We start from the raw sequence: 18,820 nt of genomic DNA on the forward strand, positions 1-18,820 counted from the left end.
TACACCCAAACCCAAATTATAGTGATTTATTACGTATGAATTATTTCTAAATCAAAACAGATTATTTACTTAGGGTAGGAATTTTAAGGTTGCCGATACGCTCCATAAGTTTGGCAAACAATTCGTAATACAAAGTGATATACAACACAATTGTCATCAACCAGATTACAGCGATATTAAAGTAATAAGTATCCATTAACTTACCTGCAAACTGTTTCTTGGGGGCAAAGAAGTGAGTTCTATAATTAAAGAAGCCAGTATTTACCATAGGCTCATTAAAAACAGGGTCTATACGTTGTAATAGTTTACCTTCATACTCTATGATACGGTCGGAAACATTGATATTACGCACCAAATCAGCTAAGCTCTCATTAAAGTACCTATTTTTATAGTCATTCAAATCATACTCAATGCCTGGTTGGCTTTCAAAGTAGTACACTAACTTTTCCTGCTTCTCTACTGCCTTATTAAAGCTCTGCATATAGTGCTTCTTCATTCCTTCAAAATAGGCATTTACCTTATTGATGTTAGCTTGACTTAAACCCTCAAGCGTAAACAATGAATTTAGATCAGTATCCTCTAGCCCTTCTTTATAAGCTTCTTTTGTAAGTTCAGTTTTTAATATATGTAAATCTTTTAGAACGAGACTCCGAACTGAATCACGCTCATCCCCCACGTGCTCTACTACAAACTGTAGCTTACTTTCCAGTTCAGGAATCAAATACGCAGATTTAAAATCTGCCTGGCGTTCTTGTTTCTCAAGCTCATAATAAGGTCTCTCGTAAGAATTCTCTTGAAACTGGTACACTGCCATTGCTTCGTAAGCCCAGCGTGAAGCCATCATATCTGCCACGATGGGGACCTCTCCCTTAGAGCTGATCATACTATTCAGTTTATCAAAATTGAATAACAATCCGCATAAGATAAGTTGAGGAATCAGCAGTAATGGAATCAGTATGTAAACGGTGACGGCAGAATTAAAAGATGCAGAAACATTTAATCCCAGAATACATGCAAAGCAGGAAACTGAAAATAAAACCAGCCAGAAACTCAGCGTCATTTCTTTAATTTCCAGAATAGAATTACCAATAATCACAAAAGTAAGTGTCTGGACTGCAGAGAGAGCAAAAAGAATTAATACTTTAGATGACAGGTAACTATTCCAACTTAAATTCAGAAAAGATTCCCGCTTGAGTATTTTGCGATCTCGGATAATCTCCTCCGCACTTACTGTTAGCCCCATAAACAAGGCTACTACAATAGACATCAACAAATAAGCAGGAATATTCTCATTAAAACGAAATGAATAAACTAGGCTGCCTGCATCTTTATACTTAATGATTAGTGATAAGAAAAGCGCTAACACTGGAGCTTCCAGAAAATTAATCAGCATGTATTGTTTGTTACTTACTTTCGATAAGGTATCGCGAATAGTAAAAAGTACAGTTTGCTTGATTCTGGAAGGAATACTTAATGACTTAGGTGGAGCATCTTTTTCTTCGGCAACACTTTCAATATTAAAGCTCTCCTGATACATTTCATGCCATTGTGGAGGAGAGACTTTTCGTTTGTTGGTAAACTGACCGTATTCATCTACTACCTTAGCTTCAATGATGTTGAATACCTGCTCAGGGTTTACATTACCACATTCATGGCACTGCCCCCGTTCTGCGTCTACCTGGTTAGAAGCTCTTTTAAAATAGGTCACTGCTTCCACAGGATTACCATAAAATATAGGATAGCCTCCGGTGTCCAATAAATACATCTTGTCAAACATCTTATATATGTCTGACGAAGGTTGATGGATAACAACAAAGATAAGCTTCCCCTTGAGGGTAAGTTCTTTCAGAAGGTCAATAACATTTTCAGAATCGCGTGAAGACAGACCAGAGGTGGGTTCGTCTACAAACATTACAGCAGGCTCACGAATAAGCTCTAGTGCAATATTCAACCTTTTCCGCTGACCACCGCTTATCGTCTTGTCAAGCACACTTCCTACCTTCAGATCTTTACGATGCTCGAGTCCCAGGCTTTCCAGTGTAGCTAGTACAAGCTTATGGATTTCTTCCTCTTTCTTATTTGCAAAACAAAGCTTTGCGTTATAGTAGAGATTTTCATAAACCGTAAGTTCTTCAATCAGCAAGTCATCCTGAGATACATAGCCGATCACCCCCTGAATCTGATCTTTTTGCAGATGAATATTAAACCCATTGATAGTAACTTCTCCATCTGAAGGTGTTTCTATACCAGCTAGTACATTAAGCAAAGTGGTTTTACCTGCACCACTAGCCCCCATGATCCCTATTAATTTGCCTGGCCCTTCAGCAATATTGATATCTCTAAGGCCAATGGCATTGTTAGGGAAACGAAACTCAAGATTCTTAGCATTGAAAGAAATCTTGGTAGTAGATACTTCAGAAATAAAGTTCCTGATCAGGTCACTATAGTAAAGAGCAGAACCCGTAGGAGCCTTGATCGTGCTACCATTGGAAAACAAATAAGACTGATTGGGTTTCATAATGAAACCATTCAATACTACATCGTCCTGCCCTAGATATTTGACAAAATAAAGGTCAACACTATTTACCCTCAGAAAAATAATCTCTCCGCTAATATCCGTATGAATATGCTTGGCCGCTGTGATATTCTCTGTCGTAGCACTTGCTACCAAGATATCTTCAAAATCGTTTCGGCTCTCAGGGAGATTTAAGGCGAAGCCCTCAATCAGCTTAAACTCATCTTTTACAATATTAAAAGCACGGGATACGGTATCAATAATATCAATTCGTTGATCCGTAAAGTTACCATCAGAACCTACCAACTCCAGTAACTTAACCAAAACGACTACTTTCTGCTTTTGTGTAAGAGTTTTGTTAATCTTCTTACATATCGCCAATGTCTTTACAGAATCTTTAACTGAGGTAAGTTTCTTCTTCCTTACCTGTACTTCCTCTCCTTCTTCTTCTTCTTTGCCATATTCGGCAAACTGATCATAAAGCTCAACATATTCTTTTATTGAGTCATGATCTAGCTCTTGTTTAAAGAAGTTGATAACAAAATTACGCTCAGTGTCTGTAACTCCTCCATCCTGCTTGGTGATAATAGCAAAAAGCTGGGTTAATGCTTTAAGTATTTCCTCGCTCATGTTATTCTACTGGTTCTGATATAGATATACTTTTAATGTGGCTTTTCTCTAAAAGGAAAAAAGTGAGTAGCAAATAGCCTTAAAAAACTTGTTATGCAAGTAATTGTCAGTAGCTAGACAAGTGATTATTAGTAAGTACTAAACTCAAAATCTACCTCAACAAGCTCAGAAAACTCCTGTCCGGCCTCCTCCATATCTTCATCATCTTCATGAAAGTACCAATGTATCTTGGCCCCACTGATATCTTCAAGTTTTGACAGTACATCTAAAATCAGTTTTGATGAGGCAGTATTAAAATATTCAAGTTTAAAGACAAACTCACTGCTGGGGTTAGGTTCAGCCGCATAAGTTTCTAACCAGTCTAATACTGGCTGATAAAACTCTGCCGAATCTTCAGGTAATGATCTTCCTGAGATTTCAAAAATACCATTTGCTTTATCTAGAATAATTTTAGGAGTATCTTCTGTTCCTTCTAAATTTAAAATTTCCATTATAGTTCGCTTTATTTGGGTTAAAACTTATTATACATGAGCATAAATTACTCTCTTCCAATGGTGGTCCTCAGCGCGAAGAAAGAGCGTTCATTATCCATAGGGATAAACTCGTACTCAAGCTTCCTACCTGATTTTCTTGCCATATCTACAAAGCCAAGTCCAGCACCACCCTTCTCGGAAATTGTAGTGCTTTTTATTATCTCCTTGTAAAGCTGCTTAAGCCCATCTTTATCAAGTTCGTTTACCTGGTCAAGCTTACATTTAAGCTTCTCCACGTCAACATTATAAAGCGGGTTACCAGAAGCAATGATGTACTCATCGTTCTTTTTGCCAATCATAAACACAGCATCATAACTGACACTTTCGTCTACCTTATACCCTTCACCATGCTTTACAATATTCTGGAGACACTCAACCATTACGTTAAAGACTTTTCTTTTAATAGAAGATTCTTCTCCCATGGAATCCATGTTTCGCTCTGCCATCGAAAGCACTGACTTAGTAATTTCTTGAGTAAATTCTCCTTCGTACACTAAAATCAGATTTTGCTCGCGCATTGATTTGTGTAAGTCATACACATATTTCATGACTCTGTGATTTTGGTTACCTTAATTAATTTATTAAAATTTAATACCGATCATTAATACATCATCTGTCTGTTTCTCTTCGCCTTGCCATTCTTCCCAGGTGCTAGCAAAAATATTATGTACTTCATCCATAGGAAGCGTATGGTTTTCTTCAATCAGCGCTCTTGTACGTTTAGGACCGAACTTTCTGTTGTCAGGACCTCCAAATTGATCAGGGAAACCATCAGAGCAGAAATAGATTGAGTCACCTTTACTCATCTTCAGCGTATGAGTAGTGAAGTTTGTCTGGTTTTTGAAGATTCCACCTCCAATAGGAAATTTATCTCCCTTAATTTCATTCATTTCCCCCTTCTGCATATGGTACAGAGGACGGTGAGCTCCCGCATACTGCACCTGGTTCTTATTAATACGGCAGAGAGAAATATCCATGCCATCCTTTGATTTGGAGCCATCACTATCCTGACGAAGTGTTTGTGTCACACCTTCGTCCAGCTGGTCCAGGATTTCACCTGGCTCAGTAATCTTTCTACTTCTTACGATATCATTCAATAAGAAATAACCGATCAGAGAGATAAGCGCTCCCGGTACTCCATGACCCGTACAGTCTACCGCTGCGATGAACATATCTTCACCTCTCTGTAAGAACCACGGGAAGTCTCCGCTAACTACATCTTTGGCTTTGTAAAAGATAAATGACTCTGGAAATACACTTCTAATAATTCTGTTATCAGGAAGAATAGCACCTTGTATACGCTGTGCGTAATTAATACTATCATTAATCTTTTTATTTTTATTCTGAATCTCAAGCTCAATCAGCTTTCTTTCTGTAATATCATGTGATACTACGAGTACCGACTCTAAACTGTCTCCTTCATCAAATTCTGGTATAGCATTGACATGCATGATGTGCTCTCCATCCTCAGCAGGGAAACCAATTTCTTTAGCTACTTTACCCTGAGTTTCCTTTACATCATTGAGTATCTGCAACCACTGTTCCACTACTGATGAATTAAGACCTGACTCATCAATATGCTTATGTAGAAAGTGGTCAGGCTTCTTACCAGTATACGTCTCAATCGTAGGGTTGATATAGAAGAAAGTGCCTTCCTGGTCAAATCTGGTAATAAGGTCAGGGGAGTTCTCAGAAAGCGCTTGCATTTTACTACGCATACGCTCTTCCTGCTCGGCTCTTTTTCTTTCCGTAATATCACGAGAGTTAAGTACAATTCCATTTACCGCAGGGTCATCCAGCAAGTTGTTACCAGTTGTTTCTACCCATACTTCACTGTTATCCTTGGTCTGATAGACATATTGTACAGTAACAGACTCTTTAGGATTATCCAGTAAAGTTTGAAACATCTGGCTAAATACTTCTACTCCATCTGTTTTGATATATTGTAGATCACTCTGCCCAATCATCTCCTGTTGGCTGTAGCCAAATATTCTTTCTACCGATGGACTGATATAGCGAATATTTCCATTTTCTTCATAAATCGTAATTACCTCAGAGGCATTCTCCAAAAGTGAAGCCATACGTTTCTGGGTACGCTCTACTTCATTAACCTGTTCTTCTAACTGCTGATTTGAGCGCTGTAACTCTTCCTGCGTAGCTTGCATCTCTTCGGCATTCTGGCGCAGCACTTCTTGTTGTTCCTGCAGTTCATTACTCATTTTCTGAGATTCGCTCAGCAGATTACGCGTTTTTTCGTTTACCTTAATATTGAAAACCGTACGGGCGATAATCAAACTGATCTCTTCCACAAACTTGACATCACGAGCACTGAACTTCTCAAAGCCGGCAAATTCCAGCACTCCATACACCTCCTCATTGGCTATAAGCGGTACGATGAGTAAAGCCTCAGGCCGCTGATCTCCCAGCAAACCGGAAGTCACTGAAACATATTCATAAGGAATTTCGGTACGTAGGATAGTATCCTGTTCTATGGCTGACTGTCCAACAAGACCTTCTGCAAACTTAAACCGGCCTTTTAAGTGCTTTTTCTTATTATAAGCATAGCTGGCCTTCATTTCTATAAATGTGTTGTCTTTATCCTCATCATTAACCACATAAAAAGCACCCTGAATAGCATTAATTTTTTTGGTCACATAAGCTACCACCTCGTCCCCAAGTTCCTCAAGGTTATTATGTGAGCGAAGTATATCACCGATTTCTGCTACACCAGTAACAATCCAGTTACGCTCCCTATCTCTTTTCTCGGATTCCTGAATACTGTTACGCATATTAATAAGTGCATTTCCCAGTGTGTCTTCCTCACTTAAAGGTGTAAATTCTGAATCAAAATCTCCTTCTCCTATCTCATGAGCAAATTCAGCGGTTCTTCTAAGCGACATGGCAAATTGGCCGGTTACCTCAGCCATTTGTCCAATTTCATCATCACTATGCTTAACCACACTTTCCGGTAATATCCCCTGATTCATCTGCTTAAATATTTCTTTAAGAGATAACAGTGGCCCTATTAAGAAGCGCGAGAATACAATACTTATCAATAAAGCGACAAGTACCACGATAGCACCGGCAATCAGGAATTTCATTATCATTCCCTGAAGGTTAGCCTGGATCTCATCAGTATCAATTTTACTAATGATCCCCCACTCTACTATAGGGATATAATCCCAAGATGCCAAAACGGCTTTTTCTCTGTAATCTTTGTCAATTGAAGCCCCAGCAGTCATCTCTGCGGCACGTTGCATTGCTTTTTGCTTTACATCCCCCAATGTTACTCCTTTGGCCAAGGCTGCATTTCCGATATGGCGGCTAGGGTTTAAACAAATTGCTTTGTTTTTGTATTTTTTGCTTAAAATAATTTCACCACTTTCACCCAATCCAGTGGTATCATTAACCATTGAGAAGACAGGTGCTGCCTTAATTTCGGTCATCAGAATACCATTATGACTACTCAATGGCATTCCCATCGCTAAAAAGTGCGCATTTTCTTTCTGATAAATATTGCTGAAATATATAGATGACAAGGAGTGATTCAGCGCATCAACATCAGGAGACGCAAAGTATTCACCTGCCTGTTGTACCGGATCATCATCATTAGTATATAGAATTTTGCCCTGTGTATCAAGTAAATAGATATGATGTAGATCAGTGTTGTTTCTAAGTAGTTTCTGAGTTTCATTCGCTATCAGCTGATATGCTGCTGTACTATCTTCACTTTCCCCACTATTGATAGATTCCATCACCTGCGCACTAGAGAAAGCCACTACTAACTCTTTTATACCTGACTTCTGCTGACCGAAGAAAGTCTCAAGCTGGCTCTTTTTCAGACGGGTAATAACTTCCAGTCTTCTAAGGTACTGATCCTGCAAATTTCTATTTACCAAATTGTAAGCAGTGAAACTGATAGCTACTACAGTGATTAGCACCACTGTTAATACCAATCCAGTTATCTTACTACTTATATTTATCTTCTTAAACATACTTTATACACTATGGCTTTGATATTAATATTGTGTTCAGCTATTCGCGCAGTAAATAAGCTACCGCAAAATGCGAGATAAATGACTTTTTTTTAGCGTTTAGCTTTTTCTAAACTTACATTGTCATCATTTACAAGTTTTAGCGTTAGTTTATCAAAAGTCTGCAGTAATGCTGACTCATGCTGCGAAGTGAAAGCATGGAATGAAGCGATTTCCACCACTCCAATAACTTCATCAGCTTCTTTGAGGGGGATAATTATCAAATGACGTGGTGAAGCCCCCCCTAGCCCAGAAATGATTTGAATGTACCCTTCAGGTACAGCATTAATATTCACCAGATTACCTTCTTTAGCTACCTGACCGGCCAACCCTTCCCCATACCTGAATATTTTCTTTTCACCTTCAGGTAAATGGTAAGCATATGAAGCAAACAGTTCTATGTAATTTGAGTCTTCATCCTGACGACTAATGTAAGCTGTCGCCTGGCTGGCCTCTAACGCTTTACATACTACGGATAATGCTTTATTGAAAGCAGATGTCATATCATCTTCAGATGAGAGTATTTTCTCAATAGCTTCCTGATCTATAAAGATGTCTTTTTCAGAATCGGCTGTACTTTCAATTTCATGTTCCTGTTCTTTGCTTCCAAAATTTTTGGCTTTTGAAGCTACTTGATTCTTATAAACACGACTGTCTGAGATAAGTACAGTCGCAGCACTTAAACCTAACAAAGCTGTTATACCTGCAATGAGATGCAGCCTGAAAAGAATGGGTTGTAATTGCCCAACTACATTCAAATCTACCGCTGGAACAGCTTGCATCATTTGATCGGGTAGTTGGTATAAAGTATAGGCTGAGAAAGCTACCCCTACGAAGAATAAGATAGTAAAAGTAAAGCCTAATCTCTTTGTAATAGCTTGCATAACTTTATTTATATAGTTTATTTAATTCTTTTAGAAAATCTAATATCTGGTCTACTTTCAGCACATGATCAATGTCTGTCAGTTGCAGAGCAGCTTTGGGCATAGTATCAATCATGCATTCGCCAGGGTCTTGGACGATTGTCATTCCTCCTCTTTGCTTAATTTTCATCATGCCCACAGCTCCATCACGATTGGCACCTGAAAGCAATATTCCTATCAGTTTATGTTTAAAAACATAGGCCGCTGTCTCCAGCGTAATATCTATGGCCGGACGAGAATTATTGATCATCTCTTCAGTAGAAAGTGAAAACCGATTTCCCAATTCCACCGAAAGATGGTAATTGGAAGGAGCTAAATATACTCCCCCTTTTTTTATGCTTTCTTTGTCGGTAGGCTCTGTAACCTCTTTGATGCTTTTAATAGAAAGAGCTTCTACGAATCCGTTACGCACATGCTTGAGACGATGTAAGCACATAACAATAGGGAGCTCAAAATCTTCAGGAATACTAGACAAAATCTTAGTTACTCCCTGAAAACTCCCCGCTGACCCTCCAATGACAACAGCTTTATATATATTGCTTAAATTATACTGGCTCATGTTACTTGCTACCCTTAATCTTTCCCTATTCCTTTATCTTTTTGTAGATTTTTTCTTCGTTATTAGCGACAATAAATCGGTTCGCTATTTCACACCAGATTAAAGATTCCTTGGAGCCTATTGCCAGATATCCATATTTAAATAAGCTTTCATGTAACTTTTTCAGGACCTCATTCTGCAGATTTTGGTTGAAGTAGATCATTACATTTCGGCAGAGGATCAAATCAAACTTGTTAAAAGGGGTGCCTCTTACTAAATCAAAATTTCTAAAGGAAACTCTTTCCAGAAGTGATTTGTCGAAAACTGCTAATCCATTCTTTTCTTCATAGTAATTTCTGACTGACTCTGTACCCTGATAACGTATGTAGTTCTTTTCATTTAACTCCATATTCTTCAGAGAGTACTCTGCTTTCATAGCTCTATTAAGAATAGGCTTGTCTATATCAGTAGCTATGATGTTAACCTTTTCCAGTATCCCCATTTCTTTGAGTAAGATAGTCATAGAAATAACTTCTTCCCCTGAAGAACAGCCAGCATGCCAGATGCTAAATGTATCGTGGTTGAGCAATATGTTAGGGATGATATGATCTCGTATTTCTCTCCAGAAAGAGGGGTCACGAAACATTTCTGTCACATTCACGGTAATTTCAGCTAGAAAAGTCTCAAAGAAGACAGGGTCAGTCTCAATTTTCTTGATCAATTGTTCTACAGAAGAAAATTTATGCAGTTCCAGAATACGTTGTATCCTCCTCTTAAAGGATGACATCGCGTAATCGGTAAAATCATAACCATGGCAGTTTTTGACTATTTCAGTGATACGTCTTATATCGGCAATCTCTATTTCCTGCATTTTGCTATTAAAAGTTCTGTTTACTCCTCCTATACTAGGTATAATTCTCTGACTATCGAGCATATTCTTATCCTGAATTATTATAACGATTACCGCCTTTCCGGCTGTGGCTATTTTTACATAGCATTGCAAAATAAGCTAAAATCACAGAAGCTTTAGCAGGAGAGCTATAAGGAGACAGAAAGGCTATGTAATGTTATGAACATCAAGCCCCGGATTGCTGGAGAAATGCCAGTACAAACAAATTTCTTTACAAGAATATGAAGTACTAAAGAAGTGAACGTCTTTAAAAATAATGCGACGACAAAAAAAAAGTCGCACACCTCTTTTCACCGTGACGACTTTTTGAGTATGACTAAAAAAGTATTGTTAATAAGCGCCAACAATGACTTCTACCATATTTTCTTCTACCAGGTACTTCTTAGCCATTTCCTGTAAACTAGCTGCATCAATGGTATTGATGGTATTCAGATAGCTTTTGTAGAAATTATAGGTGAGTCCATAAAGATGGATATTTTTGAATTTTTCAGCCAAAGCAAAAGGCGTGTCAACAGATGCCATTAATCTTCCAGCCATGTAGTTTTTTACGGTATTTAGCTCCGTATTGCCTAAGGGCACATCTCGTAAATGAGCCATTTCTCTATAAATTTCTTCAATAACCTGCGCTGTAAACTCTTTTTTTACCTCAGTACCTATTACAAAATACCCCGCATCGCGCAGCGTAATCAGCCCGGAATTGATACCGTATGTAAACCCTTTATCTTCACGAATATTACGCATCAGCCTTGAGCCGAAATAGCCTCCTAGTATTGTATTCAAGATTTTCATCTTATTATAGTCAGGGTGATTTTTTGTAAGCATAGGGCAACCCATCCGGATGGATGATTGCAGGTTTTCTGCTCGCTCAATAACGGTTCTCTTTTTTTGCGTAAGTACTGCTTCGGGTAGATCATCTTCAGAAGGGGAGCTTGCTACCAAGGGCAAACCACCAAAATATTGTTCTACTGCCTGAAGTACCTCTGTGTTTACGTCACCGGAAATGATGATCTCCAATTGATTCTTCAGTTGGTGCTGAAAAAAAGCCTTCAGCTCATTTGATGTAATTGAAGGGATGTCTTCTTCCTGCAAAGTCCGACCATACGGATGTTGAGCTCCGAAGAGTGCCGCCTTAAATTTTTTGGAAGCCAACGCATTTGATTTTTTATTATGCAATTTTAAATGCTGTAGCTGTATCGTCTTTAACTTTTGGAATTCATCTTCAGGAAATACGGATTCCGTAATCAATTCTCTGAGCGTATTCAGCAGCGGCTGGGTATGTCTGGTCAACATGTACATATCAACCGACGAATAATCCAGGCCAGGAGAAAGTTGTAGAAACGCTCCGTACTTATCTATTTCATTGGAAATGGTGACTGAATTATTTTGCTCCGTTCCCTCAGCCAACATCTTATTGGTAAAAAAAGCTACGCCATTCTTTTGCTCATGCCTGATACCTCCGTGCCTGAATATTAACTCTAAACCTACTACTGGCTGCTTGCCTGATCTGATCATATGAACCGGGATACCATTGGAAAGTTGGGTAGTCTCTGCTTCCAAAAAGTCAATATGCCTGATAGGCCTGGCAGGTGGTGCCACTCTTCTGTCTAATGTCATATAGTCTTTCTTTACATTCTCCCATTATGTGCCAGCAAGCCTGTTTTACTGGCCAGGTAATAATATTTTTTATACTTGTTATCAAAATCTATTTCGCCCTGAACCGCTTCTCCTCCAACACTTAGAAAACACTTAATCCAACCCTTATTGAGCAGTGCACGCAGGGTTTCCTTTAACGTATCTTCTCCTATATCTAACTCTTGCTGCAGTTGATTGAAACCAATTACAAAATAAAGTTCATCCAATACATCAAACTCTATGTCCGTCATAGAATATTATTTTTTCAGAAACTAATTGTATTGTCTTTCTTTCCATTGATAACCGCCAAAGTTAGCGACTATCCCAAAGAAAACAGCATATAGAGAATAAATTAACTGCAAGGCAAAAAAGTTAGGCACCGACAGTTTTTCGTTCATATCATGCAACACTGCTTTTAAGAAGACAAACTCTGCTATTCCTTTTATTAAAAGTACTGTCAGTATTATTGGCCAGGAAAAATACCCGCTTATGCTCAGAATCAGAGCAGTGATTAGTAAGGCATGAAAAGTAAAAATAAATATTGCCAGCAAAGCTGTGGACACCCGTTTATGTAGTTTCCATTTTCCTGCCCAACGCTTACGCTGATGATAAAAGTTCTTCAAACTTCTTTGTGTCCCAGTACGAACCACCGCATCCTTGCTTTTTAAAAAAAAGGTTTGTCCGGTAAATTTTCTATGAATCTTTTGCATCAAAAACTCATCATCTCCCGAAGGGATATGCATACTATCGCTGTACCCTCCTACTTCTACAAAAGCTTTTTTGATAAAAGACAGGTTGGCACCATTACACATGTTGGGCTGCCCAGCTTTCAGACTCGCTGCTCCGGCACCAATCAGGCTGGCAAACTCTATTCTTTGCAATTTTTCGAAAAATGACTTCGTTACTGTAAAGGTCACCGGTCCGGATACCATCACTGCATCCCGAGCCTGAAAAAACTGTAATATTGTAGCTATCCAATACTTGCCAACCCGGCAGTCTCCATCTGTGGTTATTATGATTTCTCCTTTAGCCTTTGCCACAGCCTGACTAATTGCCAGCTTCTTATGCGAACCTTCAAAATCCTTAGGTAAGTCCAGTTGGCATAAACACAAATCAAAATGAGTATTGTTAAATGACCTGACTAATTCCACAGACTTATCCACTGAATAATCATCTACTACAATCACCTCCAATTGATCTTTAGTAAATACAGTATCATTCAGCCAGCATTGTTGGTTGATATCTTCCAGCAAAGAAATAATATTTTGTGCTTCGTTACGAATAGGTATAATGATACTCACCTTTTGATGACTCCTGAAGCCAGCCTGTGTTGTAAAGAATGGTATTTGTTGCCAGTAGTACCATAAACTGATTGTAAGACAAATATAGATGAAGGACAAAAAGCATAACAGGACTATCAGCATGGGCAGATACTTATATGATCAAAGGTATGGCAGGGAAAAAACTTAACCCATTTCAATACTACTTTTTATTCTCACTTTGTATTTATGTCAAATTAATTACTCATAACATACAATTTTATCTGCCCCATAGCTTGTTCCTGAGCTTCAACCCCATAAGACTGTACACGGCTCAGCATTGGTTTGTAAACATATGGATTGTATCTTGCCCTGGTTCTGCGTAAACAGTTAATTGGTAAAATGCAACAGACAGATTTGCAGGAGAAGATAATTCTAGGAATTGACCCTGGCACTCAGGTGATGGGCTATGGCATATTGAGTATCCGTGTTGACCACAAGAAGCATAAGCAGATCGAACTCTTACAATACGGGGTTATTCGGCTTACCAAATACAAGCAGCACGAACTAAAGCTAAAAAAAATATTTGAGCGCGTGCTTGGCCTTATCAATGAGTACTCTCCAGACGAGGTAGCTTTAGAAGCTCCCTTTTATGGTAAAAATGTACAGTCTATGCTCAAGTTAGGCCGGGCACAGGGGGTAGCTATGGCTGCTGCACTGAGCTGCCAGATCCCTATCGTGGAATATGCTCCCAAGAAAGTCAAGCAATCGGTCACCGGCAATGGTAATGCTTCTAAAGAACAGGTAGCACATATGTTGCAAAGTCTGCTGAAATTTCCTGAGCAACCTTCTGCCGAACAACAACTCCTGGATGCTACCGACGCTCTTGCGGTAGCACTCTGTCATCACTACCAAAAAGCCACTCCGGTAAGACAAGCCAAAAGCTGGAAGGCTTTTGTAGCAGATAACCCTGAGCGTGTTAAAGGATAAGAATATGAATAAACCTAAGCATGAGAAAATTCTTCTTCAGTTTGACGAAGAAAGTAATTTCGCTGATTGTGAAATCAGAAGCGAACTTTCTACAGTAGCCCGCACCGGGAGTAACCTTTGGCTGGCCTTTGACGAAGGGCTGGGACTGGAAAGGCTCACCATCAATGATAAGGGGTACGGAAATCACATCCGTTACCTAATGAGTGACTTTATCCACTTACCGGGAGGTGAGGATGAAATTGATATTGAAGGTATTGCTTATGCTGATCACTATCTTTGGTTAGTAGGATCACACAGCTTGAAGCGGGACAAACCGGAAAAAGATGAATCTCTCTCCAAACAGGTAAAAGCCTTAAAAAAGATAAAAAACGACCCAAATCGCTATACCCTCGCACGTATTCCTGTAGTCTTGAACAAAAAAACAGGAGAGCATGAGCTGTTTAAAGAATGTCCGCATCCTGAAGATCCAAAAAAAATGCTGACTGCTGCCAAAGTAAAGGCCGGGAAAAAGCAAAGTAAGCTGAGCAAAGCGCTGCGCAATGATAAGCACATCTCTCCCTTTATGCATCTGCCCGGAAAAGACAATGGTCTGGACATAGAAGGCATCGCAGTACACAAAGGTCGTATTATGTTGGGACTTCGTGGCCCCGTACTCCGAGGTTATGCTATCATCCTGGAAGTTGCGGTCAAAGAGAAAAAGAAAGGAAAGAAGCTAAAACTGAAAAAAATCGGCAAACACGGAAATAGATACCGCAAACATTTTGTTCATCTGAGAGGCATGGGCATCCGTGAACTGGCATATGCTGACAATGATCTGCTGATATTGGCAGGGCCCACTATGGATTGTGATGGCACCATAGCACTCTACCGTATGAAAAACGGTCCTGATGATGCCAAAGAAAGTATTACCCACCGAGACGGTATAGAAAGAATATTTAATATCGCCATGGGACATGAAACTCCCTACGGCAAAGACAAAGCCGAAGGAGTCACACTTACCGAAGACCACAATATTATGGTTGTGTATGATGCTCCTGCCGATGAACGTATGGTAGGTAACAGTGATGCTTACGCTGACGTATTTGAGTATAAGTCGTAAAGTCAGTCTATTTTCAGGCTATAAATTATTAATAACCACGAAGAAAGAGTAAAACAAAAAAATTTATGAATAGTAATCTCGCCATTATATTTGATATGGATGGTGTCATCGTTGATAACCACCAGTTTCACCTCAAGTCATGGCTTCAATTCTTTGAAGAGCATAATATATCCATGACTGAAGAAGAGTACAAACAAAAGGTCAATGGGCGAACCATGGAGGAAATCCTTACTAAAATCATGGGTAAGGACCTGTCAAAACAGAAGTTGCGAGACCTTGGAGAAGAAAAAGAGAAAGTGTATCGGGATATGTATCGCCCCCACATCAAGGCTACCGATGGGCTTCCTGAGTTTCTGGAAGAGCTCAAAGTACGAAACGTACCTCGTGCTGTAGCTACCTCTGCTCCGCCTCCCAATGTTGATTTTACCATGGAAAACACCGGCCTGCGTCTCTTTTTTTCTACCATCATAGATGACACAATGGTAAACAAAGGCAAGCCTGATCCTGAGGTATATCTGACAGCCGCCAAAAAACTGGATATGAAGCCAGAACAATGCATTGTGTTTGAAGATGCTATACTTGGAATTCAGGCAGGTAAAAACGCCGGCATGAAAGTTATTGCTGTAGCTACCACGCATAGCCGGGAAGAACTGGAAGCAGGAGAAGCCGACTATGTGGTAGATGATTTTATGGGACTGACTGTAGAAAAGCTATACGCGGAGCTAAAGTTATAGCATGTTCAGCGCTAAAGGGCTTATAGGGTTTTTAACCTACACAGATAGAACTTTTTCATACTTAGTTGTAGAATTATCTGCTATGTTTTGAACCAACTGGCCTTAATATCTCTTAATAAAAGAACAGTAACCAGCTTTTTGAAGAGCTGGTTTTTTACTTAATTTCATGTACATGAACTTTAAAGCACCTATTCTTTTGGTATTCATCAGTTTCTTGAGCATTACCAGCCTGTATGCACAAAATGGTGGAATCAAAATAGCCAAGCTTAAATACAATGGTGGAGGAGATTGGTATGCTAACAAAACGGCCTTGCCAAATCTCATCAAGTTTTGTAATGAATCTATCAACACGCAAATTGCTCCGGAAGAAGAAGTGGTGGAAGTAGGCAGCCCTGAGCTGTTTTTATACCCTTACATCTACATGACCGGTCACGGCAATGTCGTATTTTCAGATGAAGAAGCTGAGAATCTCCGAAAATACCTTATCTCAGGAGGGTTTCTTCATATTGATGATAACTACGGTTTAGATGAATTTGTGAGGATAGAGATGAAAAAGGTGTTTCCTGAACTGGAATTTGTAGAGTTACCTGATGATCATAGCATATATAACCAAAAATTCAACTTTTCTAAAGGTCTGCCAAAAATTCACGAGCATGACGGTAATGCTTCCCAAGGTTTTGGTCTGATTTATGAAGGACGCCTCGTATGCTTTTACACCTTCGAAAGTGATCTGGGAAATGGATGGGAAGACCAGCGCATACACAACGACCCTGAAGAAGTGAGACAGCAGGCCCTCAAAATGGGAGCCAACATCATTTCTTTTGCTTTCACTCAGGAGAGCTAAATTATTTAAACTTTTATTTATATTAGTTGTGCTGTTTGAACTTTAACGTCAATAAAACATTTATTCACAAAGTATTATCCATATTAAATTCTCAACTCAGTGATTATTATTGCATTCTTTATTGCCCACTGGTATTTCTCTTTGTTTTGCCAGACTTTCTTCCTACATCGTTATGCAGCACATAAGCTGTTTACGATGAATCGCTTCTGGGAGCGTTTCTTCTTCATATTCACCTGGATGTGGCAGGGTTCATCTTACCTGAGTCCCCGGGCTTATGCCATACTTCACCGTATGCACCATGCCTACAGTGATACCGAGCATGACCCTCACTCTCCTCATCACAGCGAAAACCTATTTGATATGATGTGGAAGACCAAAGACATCTACAATGGTTATGTAAACCACGAGGTAGAGCCTGAACCAAGATTTGCTAAAGATTTGCCCGAGTGGGATTCTTTTGAAAAAGTTGCCGATAACTGGATGGTACGTACTGCATGGGGCGTAGCTTACAGCTTGTTTTATATTTGGGCTATCTCAATTGCTCAGTTGCCCGGAACTCACTGGCTCATGTATGGATTATTACCTATTCATTACCTGATGGGACCCATTCACGGAGCTATTGTAAACTGGTGTGGGCACATGTACGGCTACAGTAACTATGATAACCGTGATAAGTCAAAGAACACATTAGTGTTTGACTTCCTGATGTTGGGAGAATTATTCCAAAACAACCACCACCGTCTGCCCAAGCGTCTGGACTTCGCTGCTAAATGGTTTGAGATTGACCCCAGCTATCCCGTGATCAAGATGCTGGAAAAATTACAGATTATCAAAATAAAGAAACTTAAGAAAGCCTAGCCTTTCTTACTCCGTATAGCCGCCTTTTGCTCAGCAGAAGGCGGTTTTTTTATGTCTTTCTGGTATTTAAGAGTAAGCCAAGAAAGAAAGTTTCTTCAAAACAACTAATAAATTAGTTGATAAACTAAAAAATTAGTTTTACATTAGTTTATATCATCAAACACTGCTTAGCTATGGAAAACAAGAAAAACCGCACCTTTAACCTTGAAAGCAAACGAGGGCTACACTTTAGCATCGGCTTAGTAGTGAGCCTGGCAATTATTACACTGGCCTTTGAATGGAAATCGTACGACAGAGGCCCTATTGTAAATTTTGGCAGTCAGGAAACTGTTTTTGATGAAGTCAAAGACATGCCTGTAACTGTACATCAACCTCCCAAACCTCCTGCTGTATTACCCGAGATCAAGGCAATACCTGATGATGAAGAGCCTGAAGTAGACATGGATTTTATGCTTGACATAGATATTGATCAATCCACTGCTATTGCAGAGTATGTACCTGAAGACATTCCCGATGAAAAACCGGATGATACGCCTTTTATTTTCGTAGAAGAAGAGCCTACTCCCGCCGGTGGTATGCAATCCTTCTACCAGTATCTAAGCAAAAACCTGAATTATCCGAAAAAGGCGATCCGCAATGGAACAGAAGGTAAAGTGTATGTACAGTTCGTTGTCAATACCGACGGCTCTCTTACCAATCTTAAAGTACTCAAAGGCATAAGCCCTGAATGTGATCAGGAAGCTTTACGTGTGCTGGCCAACGCGCCCAAATGGAAACCCGGAAAGCAGCGGGGTCGGGCCGTAAGGGTACAGATGAGTATGCCCATTGTATTTAGTCTCCAATAAAAAAATAGCTTGTAGGCTAACTCGCTGAGTGGGCCTACGATATGAATTAATGCATTATGAAAGAACCCAAACCCTCTGTAAAAGAATTAACAAAGGCCGAAGAACAAGTGATGCAGATTCTCTGGCAACTCAAAAAAGGATTTGTCAAAGATATACTGGAAGAGATGCCTAAGCCCAAGCCCGCCTACAATACAGTATCCACCATTGTGCGGATACTGGAAAAAAAAGGCTTTGTCGCTTATAAAGCTTATGGCAAAACCCATGAATACTACCCGCTGATCAGTAAAAAGGAGTATAGCAGTTACTTCCTCAAAAATTTTGTGGGTAGCTATTTTGGAGGCTCATTCCATAAGCTAGTCTCTTTCTTCGCCCGGGAAAACGATATGGACATCCACGAATTTGAGGAAATGATGAAGTATGTGGAGCAGGATATCAAGGAAGAAAACGATGAGGAGGCTGAAAAAAATTAAAAGCCT

At 39.5% G+C, this 18,820-nt stretch carries 17 protein-coding genes; 7 read left to right on the top strand and 10 right to left on the bottom strand.

Annotation, left to right across the window (positions count from 1 at the left end; all coding sequences use genetic code 11):
* Window positions 1-61 precede the first annotated feature (61 nt).
* The 10 genes from OKW21_RS24530 to OKW21_RS24575 all read right to left on the bottom strand — a co-directional run bounded on the left by OKW21_RS24530 (window position 62) and on the right by OKW21_RS24575 (window position 13,016).
* Window positions 62-3,145: an ATP-binding cassette domain-containing protein gene (locus OKW21_RS24530; RefSeq protein ID WP_277484713.1), complete on the bottom strand. Its 3,084-nt coding sequence runs from the start codon at window positions 3,143-3,145 to the stop codon at window positions 62-64.
* Between the two features lie 128 nt (window positions 3,146-3,273).
* Window positions 3,274-3,636 carry a DUF1987 domain-containing protein gene (locus OKW21_RS24535; RefSeq protein ID WP_277484715.1) on the bottom strand — a complete coding sequence of 121 codons (363 nt, stop codon included), beginning with the start codon at window positions 3,634-3,636 and terminating at the stop codon, window positions 3,274-3,276.
* Window positions 3,637-3,683: 47 nt separating this feature from the next.
* Entirely contained in the window at window positions 3,684-4,226 is a 543-nt protein-coding gene (locus OKW21_RS24540) for a SiaB family protein kinase (RefSeq protein ID WP_277484717.1), read from the bottom strand.
* 33 nt (window positions 4,227-4,259) lie between these two features.
* On the bottom strand, window positions 4,260-7,673 hold the full coding sequence (locus OKW21_RS24545; RefSeq protein ID WP_277484719.1) for a PAS domain S-box protein: 3,414 nt from the start codon (window positions 7,671-7,673) through the stop codon (window positions 4,260-4,262).
* A 92-nt stretch (window positions 7,674-7,765) separates the two neighbouring features.
* On the bottom strand, window positions 7,766-8,596 hold the full coding sequence (locus tag OKW21_RS24550) for a GAF domain-containing protein (RefSeq protein ID WP_277484722.1): 831 nt from the start codon (window positions 8,594-8,596) through the stop codon (window positions 7,766-7,768).
* Between the two features lie 4 nt (window positions 8,597-8,600).
* On the bottom strand, window positions 8,601-9,194 hold the full coding sequence (locus OKW21_RS24555) for a chemotaxis protein CheB (RefSeq protein WP_277484724.1): 594 nt from the start codon (window positions 9,192-9,194) through the stop codon (window positions 8,601-8,603).
* A 25-nt stretch (window positions 9,195-9,219) separates the two neighbouring features.
* Complete coding sequence (locus OKW21_RS24560; RefSeq protein ID WP_277487783.1) at window positions 9,220-10,044, bottom strand: CheR family methyltransferase; 825 nt, start codon at window positions 10,042-10,044, stop codon at window positions 9,220-9,222.
* Between the two features lie 369 nt (window positions 10,045-10,413).
* Window positions 10,414-11,697 carry a M16 family metallopeptidase gene (locus tag OKW21_RS24565; RefSeq protein WP_277484727.1) on the bottom strand — a complete coding sequence of 428 codons (1,284 nt, stop codon included), beginning with the start codon at window positions 11,695-11,697 and terminating at the stop codon, window positions 10,414-10,416.
* Window positions 11,698-11,708: 11 nt separating this feature from the next.
* Window positions 11,709-11,966: a hypothetical protein gene (locus tag OKW21_RS24570; RefSeq protein ID WP_277484729.1), complete on the bottom strand. Its 258-nt coding sequence runs from the start codon at window positions 11,964-11,966 to the stop codon at window positions 11,709-11,711.
* Window positions 11,967-11,987: 21 nt separating this feature from the next.
* Entirely contained in the window at window positions 11,988-13,016 is a 1,029-nt protein-coding gene (locus OKW21_RS24575; protein WP_277484731.1) for a glycosyltransferase, read from the bottom strand.
* Window positions 13,017-13,376: 360 nt separating this feature from the next.
* Here OKW21_RS24575 and ruvC point away from each other — a divergent pair, with 360 nt between their 5' ends.
* The 7 genes from ruvC (at window position 13,377) to OKW21_RS24610 (ending at window position 18,814) form a co-directional block, all read left to right on the top strand.
* Window positions 13,377-13,964: a crossover junction endodeoxyribonuclease RuvC gene (ruvC, locus tag OKW21_RS24580; RefSeq protein WP_277484736.1), complete on the top strand. Its 588-nt coding sequence runs from the start codon at window positions 13,377-13,379 to the stop codon at window positions 13,962-13,964.
* Window positions 13,965-13,968: 4 nt separating this feature from the next.
* Entirely contained in the window at window positions 13,969-15,063 is a 1,095-nt protein-coding gene (locus OKW21_RS24585) for a DUF3616 domain-containing protein (protein WP_277484739.1), read from the top strand.
* Window positions 15,064-15,128: 65 nt separating this feature from the next.
* Window positions 15,129-15,797, top strand: a complete 669-nt coding sequence (locus OKW21_RS24590; protein WP_277484741.1) for an HAD family hydrolase — start codon at window positions 15,129-15,131, stop codon at window positions 15,795-15,797.
* Between the two features lie 172 nt (window positions 15,798-15,969).
* Window positions 15,970-16,641, top strand: coding sequence for a DUF4159 domain-containing protein (locus OKW21_RS24595; RefSeq protein WP_277484747.1), 672 nt, complete (start codon window positions 15,970-15,972; stop codon window positions 16,639-16,641).
* 99 nt (window positions 16,642-16,740) lie between these two features.
* Window positions 16,741-17,499 (top strand): acyl-CoA desaturase, encoded by a 759-nt coding sequence (locus OKW21_RS24600; protein ID WP_277484750.1) that lies wholly within the window; start codon window positions 16,741-16,743, stop codon window positions 17,497-17,499.
* Between the two features lie 173 nt (window positions 17,500-17,672).
* The gene (locus OKW21_RS24605; protein WP_277484751.1) at window positions 17,673-18,344 is read left to right on the top strand and encodes an energy transducer TonB; all 672 of its coding nucleotides are present in this window, start codon (window positions 17,673-17,675) and stop codon (window positions 18,342-18,344) included.
* 56 nt (window positions 18,345-18,400) lie between these two features.
* On the top strand, window positions 18,401-18,814 hold the full coding sequence (locus OKW21_RS24610) for a BlaI/MecI/CopY family transcriptional regulator (protein ID WP_277484753.1): 414 nt from the start codon (window positions 18,401-18,403) through the stop codon (window positions 18,812-18,814).
* The last annotated feature ends 6 nt before the right edge of the window (window positions 18,815-18,820 follow it).

Origin of the sequence: Catalinimonas alkaloidigena (genome assembly GCF_029504655.1) — a bacterium.
GTDB lineage: Bacteria > Bacteroidota > Bacteroidia > Cytophagales > Cyclobacteriaceae > Catalinimonas > Catalinimonas alkaloidigena.